Raw genomic sequence first — 12,891 nt, 5'->3', positions numbered from 1 at the left:
AGGATGGGATGGTTCGCTCCCGAGATAGATCGGCGCAACCGCCGTGCCACGGGGCACGCCGGCAACCTGTCATTTCATGTTGCCCGGGCGGCTCACTGCATGTCCGTAACTTTGGTATCGGGATGGGCTCGATCGACCGTGTCTGGCAGTGACACTGCGTTGCCGACGGACGCGCGAGTAGCAATGATGGATATTCACTAGCGTCGAGCCCGCGTTGCTGGCGGTCGCCAGCTGTGACATTGAGGTCTCGATGGCTCGCCGGAGCCATGACGTTGACTGTATCGCCGGTCGGTGCAAGCTCCGCCGAATAGAAACTCGCAACGACCGTGCAGCAGCTTTAATGAAGCTACAAAAGCCGCTCCCAATCCCGGGGTTGGATCCGCCGATTGAAACAGGAATCGCCAGATACGCAGGTCACTGACACTCGAGTGTTTACGAAGCAACGACACGTGGAACGGACTTAAAAAATGGTCTGAGACTGACTTCGAGCAAAGGATCGACCTTCCGCGAGAAAGGCGATCCATAGTCTAGAGTAGACCGGTTGCGATCGCTCTCGCGTCCTCCAGTTGTCGAAGAAGCTGGAAACGGTTTGCCGGCACCACGTTCTGGTTTCGTTCGATCTCTGTGCGCAACGCATCGATTTCGCCTTCAATCGCGGCTAACCATGCTTGCCGGGTTTCCTCTGGCATCCCTGCGGTATCACGAGCGGCGTTGGCGAGTCGTGCTGTCAGATTGCTGAGCTGCGCTTCATACATCATGTGTCTCCATACAAGTTGTCCGGAAAAACGCACCGCTCGGCGCATGTTGGGGGGAGCGCTGGACCAAAATGCGGCCGTCGCCGCAACCCTAAAGAAGTAGGGAGCTCGAGTCAGTAAACGCAAATGGGTAGATCCCACTTGTGCGCGCGAGTCGGTCGCGCGGAATCTGCCTTGTGGGGCAGACGTTGAAAGCACGGTCGAGATCCACCTTTGACAACGACAGGTCCGGCTCGACGATTGCCATCAGCCGTACAGAAACCGCGCCGATCACGCGTGCCGGCACGGATGTGGGGCAATTTGGCCTTCGCTGTGTTCGGCCTCGTTACACGTGGCGTGACCATCGCGATTCTCGCGTCGAGCGTCAGCGGCAGTTTGAGAAACGTATAATGCGTCGAGCGGTCGGTCGATGAGGACGACCAATGGACCCAACGCGAGCGGACGAACTGAGTATCCGCCGCAGTGCGAGTATAGGACGAGATGGGCGCTGCCGCGTACGGGAGTGGTTTGGGAACATGCAAGCTGCGTTCAACCAAACCGGTGATTTCAAATCGTGAAATGAGGAAAAAGGCGAGATGCGTCGCGTTGGAGACAAAAGCTGATCCGGGCCGGTGACATCGCGAAGTGCGAGAAGCGGGGCGATGTAGGTGCGCGGTGTAGGTAGTGCGACAAAGAAGGTGCGGACCTCTTTGCGAACCGCGCGAGTCGGCTCGGCTGAGGGACGGGGATTCGTAGTTGTTACACGGAACTCTCATTGAGAAAGGTATATGGCTCACTCGCAGATTCCCGCAATGACTTTCTTTATTGTCGGGGTGCCGGCGATCGTTTTCTCCCTGGGTCGAACGGTGCGCACCTTTTTCGGCCGGACAATTGTCGATTGGGAAAGGCGACGGCTGACATTCGTGTACATGTTTCACGCCGCCGTGTTCAGTGCGGCCTTGTTCGTTGCGATTAGCGTCGCTGAGTACGAAAGCTGGTCGACCAGTGCGTTTGTGAGGGTGGCGGCCGTATTGCTTGCCGCCACGGTTGGACTGCCGATCCTTTATCTGGCGGCCCTCTATTGCCGAGGCTTTTTCGAAAACGCAATTCAGAAGCTGCGCAAGATCGGCAATCGCTAAGGACGATTTTAGCGAAGGGGCCTTCGGAACATGCGGACCCGTGCAGTCATAAGTGGCGGCTCGCTTGATAATATGGTCATGGCAACTACGACAGCAGAGGTTAAACGACGAGCAGGAATGTAGCCATTATGTTCACGGGCAGCCATGCCGGCGATGGCGCAGCAACCATGGCTCGGTATCCCGTCTTGCCCAGCAGATCGCGGCAGATCCGATACTTCTTGGACAAAGCCTTTAATGAGCCCGTATTGGCGCGCCAAATTGCTGAAGCGAGGCGGGCACGCCACCGCAGTGGGGCGCGGTGGCGTAGGCACCAGAGCGACAGATTAGCTGTCGGCATGGCGCGGCTCAGCCGTTCTGTTTTTTAGTGCTCGCTCGGCCTGATGCTCGGGTCGTTTTCGAGCACTTCGTGGGCGGCCGACCAGTACGGGTCCCGGTTGTAGTAGGTATGCATCGACGTTCCCCACTTTGCGTCCGCCATGACGGGCCAGTGGTCCTTGTCAAAACCGGGGTCGTCCTTGAGGCGCTGGGCGGTAATGTCGACCAGGAAGCATTTTTCGTCCGTGTCGAGCGTCAGTGCACTCCATGGGATGGCGTGCAGATTGGCCCCCATTCCGAGGAATCCTCCCTCCGCCAGCACTGCGTAGGCAATGCGTCCGCTTCGGACGTCCAGCATGATGTCTGAAATTTTCCCCACATGTTCGCCGTCGGCAGACATCACCTTGGTTCCGTCCAGGGTTGCTGCGCCCATGATGTCCGGCCCCGGGCCTTCGCCGATGCCACCGCCTACAATATTGGCCCCGCCTTGGGTGCCACCTTGCGGGTTGATTGAGCCCATGATTCACCTCCTTGAAATGGTGCTTCTGGAACGCGCAAGCGGCATTCCAGGTTGGGGCGGATGAGCAAGGGGGCGACCGGTGCGACTCTGCAATGGCTATGTGCATCACCATGGTTCGCCTCAGTCGCTCGGTCAGCCGCACCAGCAATCACGGCGTCAGAAAACTGGCGGTCGCGAATCAAATCACGATTCCTGGCTGCGGCAGACCTTCCGGTTGGGTGAAAAGCGCCAGTGGCCGGCCGCGTCCTTTACTGCAAGTGCGCCGTAGTCATAAAGCACCTCGCAAACGGCGGCAGGTCTCAGGCCAGTCGTGTCCTCAATCACTAGAAGCGTACGCGAGATTGTGTCGACGCTCACGGGAGCAGCAGTGTCGGCGCTGAGGTCCAAATCTGCCGTCTCCGGGTTGTATCGGTTCGCGCCTGCGCCGGGACGCTCTCCATGCGCGGCATACTCCGCGAACTCGTGGAGACGCCAGTCCAGCTCTGGAGTGTTGACAGAGACAGGCGTCGCCGGGGTGCGTTTTCCGCTCCGGTATAAATGTCCATGGTCCAGGCTTAACCCGAATGCCCGCAGCGCGCGAAGCGCCTCATCGCCGTCATGATATGAGCCGAACAGCGCAACGATGACTTGTGGCATGCGTTTCCTCCATAGGTCATCAGCTGATACGCACTCAAGTGTGCAAGGGCTATACCTGGCCAGACGACCGCGCTAGCAGCGTGACTTCCAGTCCATATACCGTCTTCGCCCATATCGCCGCGTGCGTGGATCCCTTATTCGCCGGTGTGGCATTGGCGTGTTGTGTCAGAGACCTCACGCCGCTACAGGAGTACCGGTTGCGCCAAAAGCCGAGACAAACATCCTTTGCGAAATGGCCCCGCCGCCGGGGAAGGAAGCGCTTGATGGAGCGCCGCCCGGTCTGCCCGGTAAGAGAGCTCCGGGAAGCAAGGGGCTTTCGCGGGCCGCGTACAAACCGGTCACTGTCAGCGTAATAACCGTGCCCAACCGCGCTCCGGTGAAAAAGCCCACGCTCAACATCAGGTGCAGCTCCAAGGTACATCTTTCCGCGGAGTAAGCGAGCAACTGCGTCATATCGGCCGCGAGGAACGGCTGAAGGCCTTCTTCCAGTCGGACCCCTCCAACCTTTTGGTTCTCGGCTTAGTGTCATGGATCGAACGTCCCGTCGTGGCCACCGCTGCCCGCGACTGCCCGTAGCAGCGGACGACTTGCTGCAGTCAACCCGGCATAGACGTCAAGATAGCGCAATGCCATCGTCCTGGATGTGAAGCGACTTTCGAACTGGGCACGCACCTCTGTACGCGAAAGAATGGCGAGTTGAGCCACGGCGTCCGCAGCCCCGTCGACATCGTCGGCTATGTAGCCCGTCACGCCGTGCTCGATCACTTCGGGCACAGAACCGCGCCTGAACGCGATAACCGGCGTGCCACACGCCATCGCTTCGATCATCGCCAGACCGAACGGTTCGGGCCAGTCAATCGGAAACAGCAGGGCAACGGCACCCGACAGGAATCGGGGTTTCTCGGCCTCGTTGATCTCCCCAAGGAAGTCGACATGTGGCTGCGCCAGCAGCGGCTCGATAACGTTGCGGAAATAGGCTTCATCCGCCTTGTCCACTTTCGCCGCGATCTTGAGGGGCAAATTAGCGCGGGCAGCGATTTGAACAGCGAGATCGACGCGTTTTTCAGGGGAGATCCGGCCAAGGAAGGCGAGGTAGGTCGGCTGTACATGCGGCTGCGGGGTCAGCAGATCCGCTGGCACGCCGTGGTAGACGGTATCGACCCAGTTCGCCGCAGGAAGAGGAGCCCTTTGCGAATCCGAGATTGACACCACCGGCGCCCGAGAAAAAAGCTCGAACACAGGCCTCAGTTCGGGTAAGTCGAGGCGGCCGTGCAGTGTGGTCACAAAGGGAGTGCCAACCTGGGAGAAGACAGGAAACGGCAGATAGCTCAGATGGAAATGCAGGACATCGAACTCGTGTGCCCGGCGACGGACATGTTCAAGCATCGCGAGGTGCGGCGCGAGCGGATCGCAAACAGACTGGTCGAGACGTAGCGAGCGCGGCCATGCCGCCGCGAGGTGCGCGCGCGTCTGCGAGTCGCCGCTCGCGAACAGCGTGACGTCATGGCCGAGATCGACAAGCGCCTCCGTGAGATATGAGACTACCCGTTCCGTTCCGCCATAAAGCGCTGGGGGCACCGCCTCTGCCAAGGGGGAGATCTGCGCGATACGCATTAGACAACTCCATTTACGCCGGTGGCGCCTATGTTCCTGCGATGCGTCGGACCGTTTTCGCGATCCACGCGACGAACGCATTGCGCACAACAACGCCCACGATCTTTCGAGGACCCATCACCAACGATCCGACAAGCAGGGCCGCGAGTAGTGTGACGGTCGGCTTGCCGCCGGTCTGCTGCAGGTGCGCTGTAACGCGCGCGGTAACGAGGTTCGCGCGCGATACGGCCATCCGTTCCAACACCGCGGATTCAGCTGCGGCCAGCACTGATCGTGACGTCATTTCAAGCTTTCCTTGACTGTATGCAGTTCCTGGTGGATTTCGTCCAAAAGCACGCTGAAAGAACGGGCCGGCTTTTCGAACGAACTGCGATGAAGGAAACGACGCACAGGAGGAGCCACGCGCCCGCGACCGCCCGTGACACCCGCAGGAAGTACGGTGTGTTCAATGCCGACGCAATAGTCGCGATGCAGAAGAACGCCAGGGTGAACGGGCCCGCGACCGCGAGCGGGACGAGTGCAATCACTTCGCCGCGCGAGCTGTACGCGCGCCTTCGCCGGTTTGATGAACATGAGTTCGCCATAGTCCGTTATCCGATCCCTGAAGAACCGGCTCACGGCGGCCCACCCGTTCGCTTTGGATTGAATCGACATAAGCTTTCGTACCGCGCCGTCAATCCTTGCACAGGAGCGGTGCTGACGGGTCAATGCCGGCAGCGCGCCGATCACGAAACCGATTGCAGCTGCACCTGCCAGCATCGCAAGCGGGCGTGAGGACATTGAGTCGCGCGCGATCCGTCGCGTCTGCGCAAAGCTGCTGTGCCTTGCCGCGTAACTCGTTCGACTTGCCGTCAAGCTGCATTCCCACGTCGCCAGCGACCGAGCCGATCGCGTCCTTCAGGTTCCCTGCAGCTTCGCGAAGTATGACTTCCATTCTGATCGTTTCCATTTGCCACCCCCTGAGGTTGAGCACGGTTGGTGATACGCCGCCAAATTTCGTGACATACGCAGCATGTACGGGACCGACGCGGTTGGCGACAACCACACGGCGACCGGTCTGGCCTGTGACGAATCCCCGAGCAAGTGTCGGACCCGACGAGATGGACGTGATCAGTTGGCGGTGTCCGCCCACCGGGATATCAAAGAACTATTCAAGCCACCTGTGTGTTGTCTTCTGAGGTGCCTTCGTGCGCGACAATTGCGCAAGTAGTTCTTCCGGCTCCGCTCTCATGATCCTGATGTTGGTGCTACTCTCCCGCTGCCTAATGCGGAAGACATCAATTTTTGACACAACCACCTTGCTAAATGTCGAGCTCCTTATGGGTGTACAGCTGGCTTGCCATCGCTCAGCCCTCAATGCGGCGACTGAACACATCGAGGACCACGGCCAGTTACAGAGACCCCTCGCCGGTCGGAATGCCCGCAATTTTTTGTGAGTGTGTTATCAACGCGCGTCGGCATGGCCGTGGCCTCCCATTCGCGATCGCGACGCAGTTCGCGAACCCCTGCCAGGTTGTGTCAATCGTCGGGGACGGGAGTCTCGCAATGCTGATGGCGGAGCCTTCGACCGCGGTCAGGATCCGGCTTCCCGTGAAAGTCGTTGTGCTGCACAACGACATGCTGGCCGAAGTGTTGTTTTTGAGCAGAGGGAACTCGGCAATCCGCCTTATAGCTGCGAACTGCGCGTCGATCCCATGGAGCCGATCACCACGCCCGACCGAATGCCAAGCCTTTGCCGCAGAAGGGTGGTGGCGCTCTGCAGCTCGTCTCGACTATCGTGCCGCGAACCCTGAACCATTCCGCGCCGAGATTGGCGCCGGTAGTGAGGGTCGACGTTGGTGTTCGAGTCCGTGCGGGGGCGGCGCGCACGCACCTGCCCCCACGCCCACTTCCGACCTCGCCGCCTCCCACACCCACGCCAATGTGGGGCATCGGCGCGTAATAGCCGGGACCATCGCAGGATTGCCGTACCCGTATGGCAGGCGGCCTCCGCTTTGGGGCGCAGGGGCAAAACGATGAGCAGGAGGGCATGATTGAACTGTCCGACCATCTGAGCGGTCAAGTGCGTGAGGTGTGCGGAATCGCGGCAGGGTCCTCCGTAACGTCTGGACGGTGAGCCATGCAGCTGCAACTGACTGCGGGTTGTCAGATTTCATCCTCGGTGACGCGTGAGATGATTGTCTTAGGGGCCCCGCAACGGTGAGCCCCAGAAGCCGCCGCCATTTTTATGGAGGATGCGCGTTGGAGCTGGCTCACTTTGAGCAAATGCGCGCGGATCTCCTTCCATTCGCGCATGGGCTTCCGGGCCACGTGGCAGTGTCCGCCAGCAACAATGCAAGCTTCCATCATGGCGTTGCGCGCAATGACTCACGTTACCTGTCCGTGCGGACACTGTGGCTCGATAGTCGAAAGCCGGTACGACGATTTCCGTTCGCATTGGTAGCTCGCGACACTGCGGGATCTGTCGCACAACGGACTCTACATTCTCTCTTTTCGGACAACACGTCATCGTCCCCGGCGGTTGGGCAACCTTTGGGACTGGAATATGTGACGGGGCGCGAACATCGCTCAAGGAAACGCACAAAGGGTTGGAGATCGCGCGTCGGATTTGAACTTGCCTTTGCTGCGACCACCTCTCGGATGAAAAAGAAATGGTCGCTGTTGCGGCACAGCAATTGCGCTTACATCAGAGCCACAAACTACGAGGAGTGAATCATGACCCACACACCTGTTGAGCACCGCACCCCGGACGAAAAGCCCGACGACGCTACTGACCAGCCGCTCGAAGACACCTTCCCTGCAAGCGATGCGCCGGCGACGGGCGGAGCGACGCGCATCGAAGATGAGGAAGAGGGGGACCTGCCCGGCATCGATCCCGATGAAGACGTCCCCGAGGAAGACACTCCCGGTGAGCCGTCACCTGGCGATGTTCCACCCGACGAGGCTGCACCTCAAGGGAAGAAGTAAAGCAGTGCGCGGCCGCATGAGACGCGGTCGCACCAATCTCATCAAGCGCCGATTTTCGGGAATGCTGATCTTTCTTACCTGTAGCTTCTACACGAGACGTCATGGCCACCTCTTTCAAGAAAGCCGGCTTATCTCGCGGCACGGCCGGAGCGGTCGCAGCCGCGGCTGTCGCCGGTGCAGCCACCGCGCTGTGGGTTTTGCATCGGGCACGGAAAGCCGAACGCGATAATCCGCCCATGGGCCGTTTTATCGAAGTGGACGGTATACGGCTCCACTTCATCGACAGAGGGCGAGGGCCGGCTGTCGTGTTGCTGCACGGGAACACCGTCCAGGTACAGGATTTTATCGGCTGCGGTTTGATTGACCGGTTAGCAGAACATCACCGGGTAATCGCATTCGACCGCCCGGGATTCGGACACAGCGAGCGTCCGCGAGATCGCCTCTGGACCGCGCAAGCCCAAGCCGCGGTCATACGGCAGGCACTCGTACAGATCGATGTGAAACGGCCTGTCATGGTCGGGCATTCGTGGGGTACGCTGGTCGCACTCGGCCTGGCAACAGAATTTCCGACGGATGTACGGGGCCTCGTGCTGATTTCAGGCTATTACTATCCTGCGGCCCGCGTGGATGTCGCGCTGGCGGCACCGGTGGCGCTTCCTGTGTTTGGCGACGTGTTGCGTTACACGGTTTCGCCGCTGACCGGTCGCGTCATGCTACGGCGCAACGTGGAGGCGATGTTCGCGCCTGCGCCGATGCCCGACAGGTTTTTCGATGTCGTGCCCCGTGAAATGTTGTTACGTCCCATGCAGATCCGGGCAGCGGCAGAGGACGCCGCGTTCATGATCCCGTCCGCAGCGCATTGTTGCGCTCACTACGCAACGCTAAAAATGCCAGTGAGTATCTTCGCCGGCGACGGCGACAAGGTCGTCGCCCCTGAAGCGCAATCCGTCCGGCTGCGTCGGGATCTGCCACACAGCGACCTGACCCTGATGCCCGGGGCAGGGCACATGGTCCACTACGCGCTGGCTGAGGAAATCACCAGCGCGATTGATCGTATGAGCGCCGATACAGATACGAAAAAGATCGAATCCAGCATGTCCGTAGACGACGTTCCCCTGACCATGGCCGATTAAGCGGTTCTGTCTCGGTGCCGGATTCATGCTGGATCACTCGCATCAAGCTGCACTCATCCCGGATGCAGTTCTGAAATTCAATCAAGGAACACTCATGCCTACGAAGACCCTTAAAGATCTTTTTATCCATTCACTGTCGGATATCTATAGCGCCGAAAAACAGATGACGAAGTCTCTGCCCAAGATGGCACGCGCGTCGAGCAGCCCGGATCTCAGGGCCGCATTCGAGAAACACCTCGAAGAGACACTGGGGCAGGTTCAACGCATCGACCAGATCGTCGAGACGAGTGCAATCAAGCTCAAGCGCGTCAAGTGCGTCGCGATGGAAGGTCTTGTCGAGGAAGGGCAGGAGCAGATCGACGAGATCGAGAAAGGCCCTGTCCTCGATACGGCGCTGATTGCCGCAGCCCAGAAGGTTGAGCACTATGAAATCGCATCTTACGGTTCGTTGATTGCGCTGACCAGGCAACTGGGAGAAACAGAGGCGGCGAAACTCCTGGCCGAAACGTTGAAGGAAGAGAAGGCGACGGACGAGGCGCTTTCGTTGCTGGCCGAAGAGAAGGTGGCAGCAGAAGCAATGGGCAAGTAACGGCTCCATGCAGTTAAACCGGCATCGAACAACCATCAAGCAACGCTTATCTCAACAAGGAGTATCAAATGTTCTTTTATTCGCCACAGCAGATCGCGGATCTTCACAAAGCCAGTTACCAGTCATTTGTCAATCTGACTGGAAAATACATGAACGGACTTCAGGAACTCGCGGAACTGAACGTTCAAACGATCAGGGCGGTCATTGAGGAGAGCAACAATTTTCCGAGGGACGACGACACTGAAAACGCCAACAATTTGCCGGAATGGCAATCCAGCATGCTGACCCAGCTTCCCGGGAAAGCGGCTTCCTACAATCGCCATTTACACACGATCATTCTGTCGATTGGCGCTGAAGTCGCGCGCGAACTCCGACGCCAGTACGAAAGTCGTGGTGGCCAGGTCAACGCGATGTTCCTGGAGGCGATAGAAAAGGCGAACGCTGCGACGACCCGAACAGCTGAGACCCTGGAGAACACCGTTACAAAGTCAGCGCAGGACGCAATGGGCACCGCCGTCAAAGACGCAGTAGAAGGAGCTTCATCGGATGCCATTTCGCAGACGGCGAAGGCGACGGGTGACTTCCTGGCCGGGGGCGAAGCGATGCTGCCTCAGCCTGCCAAATCCGGCAACAAGCGCTAAACGACAGATCTTTCCCGTGCAGGATCTGAATGCAGGCAAACAAGGCCCGCTGAAGGCGGGTCTGTTTTGCAAGCATGCGATGCGCGACCGCTGACCGACAACGGCATTATGAATCATTCCAACCCCTTTCTATTCGCGCAGGATCTTACCCTTGCGCTTTTTTTACGCGGCCCCGTGGAAGCCACTACCAGTTTCTTTTGCGGATTAATGCCGGAGGACGCTTCGGCGGCCCCGGAGCCGTCTCGCCGCGATGGGGTAGGCACACATTCGCCGTCGATATCATCGCTGACGGGAGCGCCCGACGAATCCATATGGCAGCATAAGACGTTTCGGGGGACGGTGGGAGCGCGGAACTACAAGGTTTATGTTCCGACATCTCACGAACACGAACAACTCCCGATGGTCGTCATGCTCCATGGCGCTAACCAGGATCCTGACGATTTCGCTGCCGGTACAAGGATGAACGTTCTGGCTGAGGAAGCGCGATACATCGTCCTCTACCCGGAGCAACCGCAAAGCGCCAATGCAGCGAGATGCTGGAACTGGTTTCGTCCAGGCGACCGGCTGCGCGAATCGGGCGAAGCGGCACTCATTGCCGAACTCACTCGCGAGGTGATGACCATGTATAACGCGGATTCCACCCGCATCTACGTGGCCGGCATGTCGGCTGGCGGCGCAATGGCAGTCAATCTTGCCGTCACTTATGTCGATCTTTACGCTGCTGCCGGGATCCACTCCGGTTTAGCGTACGGAATCGCAGATGACGCATTTTCCGCCATATCTGTGATGAATCACGGGTCGGCCGATTTTCAGTTTGAATTGTTGCGGAAAGAATCCGAGCAACGTGCCTATACACCTCTGATCGCCTTTCATGGGGATCAGGATAATGTCGTGCATCCCCGCAATTGTGACGATCTGATCCGCATGAACTGTATTTTTGCGGTCTCATCACAAAGCGCGTTCCGTCAAATCACGACGGTTGCGACACAGGAAGGGATCTACGGGCATACGCGCAGTCTTTCATGCGACGACAAGGGCGAAGTCATCGGAGAACAATGGATTATTCATGGTCTCGACCATGCGTGGTCTGGCGGCGATAGTGCGGGAAGCTATACCGACTGTAACGGGCCAGATGCATCTCGCGAAATGCTTCGCTTCTTCGATTCTGTCGATCTCAATACAGGCGGGGACCGGAAGTTCTGAGCCTGATCGAACAGTCTGCATCGTTTTCACTTCTCGACGCGTTCCGGTCAAGCCTGCTTGCTGACGACCACTTCCTGCCGCCTTGACGCGGCACAACGATTGCGGTTGATACATATATTGCAAGAACTCGCAGTCGCGCGCATGAGACACGTGATCAGGACCCTTTACTATCCGCCTTATCGAAAAAAAGCATTGGTACACGTTCGATAGCGAAGGGATCGCCATGACATCGCGCACCAACACTTGCAGAGGCCCCGTATGAAACTGCGCGTCGGATATGAAATGGTTTATACGTGTTCCCGGTCGACCCCAATGCTGTTGATGCTCAATACGCACTCGTCCTACGTGAACGAAATTATTGTTTCCGACCGCCTGATTGTCGAACCTGCATTACCGCTGACGAAGTACTACGACAGCTTCGGCAGTCTCTGCAGCCGGCTCGTTACACCGCCCGACGGAGAGCTCTCTTTGTCTACCGAGGCAATAATCAACGTACCGGACAATCCTGAGAGGCCGCGTGCGGACGGTAGCCAGAGTCCGGTCGAGGCGTTGCCCGAGGAGTGCCTCCAATTCCTGCCCGGCAGCCGCTATTGGGAAACTGATCTGCTATCGGATATCGCGTGGAACATGTTTGGCGCTCTCAAGCCCGATCAGCCGGGAGTGCAGGCGATCTGCGACTACGTTCACAACCATCTGCGTTTCGACTATCAGCGGGCAAGTTCGACAAGGACAGCATCGGGTGCCTATCAGGAACAGTTCGGCGTGTGCCGCGATTACGCCCACCTGGCAATCGCATTCTGTCGCGCAATGCATATCCCCGCGCGCTACTGCACTGGTTATATCAGTGACGTCGGGCTGCCCCCACCGCACGCGCCAATGGATTTTTGCGAGTGGTTCGAAGCCTATCTTGGAGGTTGCTGGCAGACATTCGATGCGCGCAACAATGCGCCGTGAACTGGCCGTGTCCTTATGGCGCGCGGCCGTGACGCGACGGATGTCGCGTTGAACAACGCTTTCGGGCCGGCCAAGCTGACAAGCTTCAAGGTGATATGCGCGAGCCTGAGTCGCATGCCCAGAACGAGCTTGAGCCCTTGTCTCGTGGCCGATGAAAACCTTTCAGTGCAGCTGTTGTCATCATCCCGTTCTCTTCGAGAGTAACGACTGCGACGGTTGCGGCGCCTTTCTGGGGTTCATTGCTGAAACAGCGGAGATGAGTGCCTTCCGGGACCTCGGCGATGGGCAGTGGCAGCGTCTGCCAGACGACGCCACAACCTTGTACAAGCCGTGCCTGAACTATGCAACGCAAGGTGTGTGAAACTGGATGCTGCCGGTGCAATCTTGGCATGCGCTTTGCCGTGCTTGTCGCCTGACGCACACGATTCCAGATCTCTCAGTACCTC

The 12,891-nt window shown here is 58.6% G+C and carries 15 protein-coding genes and 1 pseudogene; 9 read left to right on the top strand and 7 right to left on the bottom strand.

Features of this window, described 5'->3' with window-relative positions; genetic code table 11:
• Positions 1-527: 527 nt before the first annotated feature.
• Entirely contained in the window at positions 528-755 is a 228-nt protein-coding gene (locus tag L0U84_RS10270; RefSeq protein ID WP_233849649.1) for a hypothetical protein, read from the bottom strand.
• 791 nt (positions 756-1,546) lie between these two features.
• Between L0U84_RS10270 and L0U84_RS10265 the strand changes: the two genes are divergently transcribed.
• The gene (locus L0U84_RS10265) at positions 1,547-1,873 is read left to right on the top strand and encodes a hypothetical protein (protein WP_233849647.1); all 327 of its coding nucleotides are present in this window, start codon (positions 1,547-1,549) and stop codon (positions 1,871-1,873) included.
• A 361-nt stretch (positions 1,874-2,234) separates the two neighbouring features.
• Here the strand turns inward: L0U84_RS10265 and L0U84_RS10260 are convergent, their stop codons facing one another.
• From L0U84_RS10260 to L0U84_RS44000, 6 genes are all read right to left on the bottom strand, one after another.
• Positions 2,235-2,708, bottom strand: coding sequence for a PRC-barrel domain-containing protein (locus L0U84_RS10260; RefSeq protein WP_233849645.1), 474 nt, complete (start codon positions 2,706-2,708; stop codon positions 2,235-2,237).
• Positions 2,709-2,891: 183 nt separating this feature from the next.
• The gene (locus tag L0U84_RS10255) at positions 2,892-3,344 is read right to left on the bottom strand and encodes a hypothetical protein (RefSeq protein ID WP_233849644.1); all 453 of its coding nucleotides are present in this window, start codon (positions 3,342-3,344) and stop codon (positions 2,892-2,894) included.
• Between the two features lie 525 nt (positions 3,345-3,869).
• The gene (locus tag L0U84_RS10250; protein WP_233849643.1) at positions 3,870-4,958 is read right to left on the bottom strand and encodes a glycosyltransferase family 4 protein; all 1,089 of its coding nucleotides are present in this window, start codon (positions 4,956-4,958) and stop codon (positions 3,870-3,872) included.
• Between the two features lie 28 nt (positions 4,959-4,986).
• Positions 4,987-5,241 carry a hypothetical protein gene (locus tag L0U84_RS10245; RefSeq protein WP_233849642.1) on the bottom strand — a complete coding sequence of 85 codons (255 nt, stop codon included), beginning with the start codon at positions 5,239-5,241 and terminating at the stop codon, positions 4,987-4,989.
• Positions 5,238-5,738: a hypothetical protein gene (locus L0U84_RS10240; RefSeq protein WP_233852082.1), complete on the bottom strand. Its 501-nt coding sequence runs from the start codon at positions 5,736-5,738 to the stop codon at positions 5,238-5,240. Before L0U84_RS10240 ends, L0U84_RS10245 begins: the two co-directional genes overlap by 4 nt.
• Positions 5,632-5,892 (bottom strand): CsbD family protein, encoded by a 261-nt coding sequence (locus L0U84_RS44000; protein ID WP_326491188.1) that lies wholly within the window; start codon positions 5,890-5,892, stop codon positions 5,632-5,634. The genes L0U84_RS10240 and L0U84_RS44000 overlap by 107 nt, the downstream gene beginning before the upstream one ends.
• Before the next feature lie 371 nt (positions 5,893-6,263).
• On the opposite strand from L0U84_RS44000, the gene L0U84_RS44205 reads away from it, so the two are divergent.
• The 8 genes and pseudogenes from L0U84_RS44205 to L0U84_RS43995 all read left to right on the top strand — a co-directional run.
• Positions 6,264-6,977 (top strand): thiamine pyrophosphate-dependent enzyme, encoded by a 714-nt coding sequence (locus L0U84_RS44205; protein WP_442793990.1) that lies wholly within the window; start codon positions 6,264-6,266, stop codon positions 6,975-6,977.
• Positions 6,978-7,673: 696 nt separating this feature from the next.
• Complete coding sequence (locus L0U84_RS10230) at positions 7,674-7,925, top strand: hypothetical protein (protein WP_233849641.1); 252 nt, start codon at positions 7,674-7,676, stop codon at positions 7,923-7,925.
• 101 nt (positions 7,926-8,026) lie between these two features.
• A complete protein-coding gene (locus tag L0U84_RS10225) occupies positions 8,027-9,058 on the top strand; it encodes an alpha/beta fold hydrolase (RefSeq protein ID WP_233849640.1) in 1,032 nt (343 codons plus the stop codon).
• 94 nt (positions 9,059-9,152) lie between these two features.
• A complete protein-coding gene (locus tag L0U84_RS10220) occupies positions 9,153-9,647 on the top strand; it encodes a YciE/YciF ferroxidase family protein (RefSeq protein ID WP_233849639.1) in 495 nt (164 codons plus the stop codon).
• Positions 9,648-9,715: 68 nt separating this feature from the next.
• Positions 9,716-10,288, top strand: a complete 573-nt coding sequence (locus tag L0U84_RS10215) for a phasin family protein (protein ID WP_233849638.1) — start codon at positions 9,716-9,718, stop codon at positions 10,286-10,288.
• 108 nt (positions 10,289-10,396) lie between these two features.
• A complete protein-coding gene (locus L0U84_RS10210) occupies positions 10,397-11,491 on the top strand; it encodes an extracellular catalytic domain type 1 short-chain-length polyhydroxyalkanoate depolymerase (RefSeq protein ID WP_233849637.1) in 1,095 nt (364 codons plus the stop codon).
• A 258-nt stretch (positions 11,492-11,749) separates the two neighbouring features.
• Positions 11,750-12,445 (top strand): transglutaminase-like domain-containing protein, encoded by a 696-nt coding sequence (locus L0U84_RS10205; protein WP_326491167.1) that lies wholly within the window; start codon positions 11,750-11,752, stop codon positions 12,443-12,445.
• Between the two features lie 151 nt (positions 12,446-12,596).
• Positions 12,597-12,824: pseudogene (locus L0U84_RS43995) on the top strand (zinc-ribbon domain-containing protein); the annotation flags it as partial.
• Positions 12,825-12,891 lie beyond the last annotated feature (67 nt).

The organism is Paraburkholderia sp. HD33-4 (assembly GCF_021390635.1).
GTDB lineage: Bacteria > Pseudomonadota > Gammaproteobacteria > Burkholderiales > Burkholderiaceae > Paraburkholderia.
The sequence above is the reverse complement of the archived record's forward strand: the minus strand, read 5'-3'. Positions and strand labels throughout refer to the sequence as shown.

What these genes read in the sequence shown, in the direction of transcription:
- L0U84_RS10270 (WP_233849649.1), bottom strand. Translation starts at nt 755, where the DNA reads ATGTATGAAGCGCAGCTCAGCAATCTGACAGCACGACTCGCCAACGCC.
- L0U84_RS10265 (WP_233849647.1), top strand. Translation starts at nt 1,547, where the DNA reads ATGACTTTCTTTATTGTCGGGGTGCCGGCGATCGTTTTCTCCCTGGGT.
- L0U84_RS10260 (WP_233849645.1), bottom strand. Translation starts at nt 2,708, where the DNA reads ATGGGCTCAATCAACCCGCAAGGTGGCACCCAAGGCGGGGCCAATATT.
- L0U84_RS10255 (WP_233849644.1), bottom strand. Translation starts at nt 3,344, where the DNA reads ATGCCACAAGTCATCGTTGCGCTGTTCGGCTCATATCATGACGGCGAT.
- L0U84_RS10250 (WP_233849643.1), bottom strand. Translation starts at nt 4,958, where the DNA reads ATGCGTATCGCGCAGATCTCCCCCTTGGCAGAGGCGGTGCCCCCAGCG.
- L0U84_RS10245 (WP_233849642.1), bottom strand. Translation starts at nt 5,241, where the DNA reads ATGACGTCACGATCAGTGCTGGCCGCAGCTGAATCCGCGGTGTTGGAA.
- L0U84_RS10240 (WP_233852082.1), bottom strand. Translation starts at nt 5,738, where the DNA reads ATGTCCTCACGCCCGCTTGCGATGCTGGCAGGTGCAGCTGCAATCGGT.
- L0U84_RS44000 (WP_326491188.1), bottom strand. Translation starts at nt 5,892, where the DNA reads ATGGAAGTCATACTTCGCGAAGCTGCAGGGAACCTGAAGGACGCGATC.
- L0U84_RS44205 (WP_442793990.1), top strand. Translation starts at nt 6,264, where the DNA reads ATGTCGAGCTCCTTATGGGTGTACAGCTGGCTTGCCATCGCTCAGCCC.
- L0U84_RS10230 (WP_233849641.1), top strand. Translation starts at nt 7,674, where the DNA reads ATGACCCACACACCTGTTGAGCACCGCACCCCGGACGAAAAGCCCGAC.
- L0U84_RS10225 (WP_233849640.1), top strand. Translation starts at nt 8,027, where the DNA reads ATGGCCACCTCTTTCAAGAAAGCCGGCTTATCTCGCGGCACGGCCGGA.
- L0U84_RS10220 (WP_233849639.1), top strand. Translation starts at nt 9,153, where the DNA reads ATGCCTACGAAGACCCTTAAAGATCTTTTTATCCATTCACTGTCGGAT.
- L0U84_RS10215 (WP_233849638.1), top strand. Translation starts at nt 9,716, where the DNA reads ATGTTCTTTTATTCGCCACAGCAGATCGCGGATCTTCACAAAGCCAGT.
- L0U84_RS10210 (WP_233849637.1), top strand. Translation starts at nt 10,397, where the DNA reads ATGAATCATTCCAACCCCTTTCTATTCGCGCAGGATCTTACCCTTGCG.
- L0U84_RS10205 (WP_326491167.1), top strand. Translation starts at nt 11,750, where the DNA reads ATGAAACTGCGCGTCGGATATGAAATGGTTTATACGTGTTCCCGGTCG.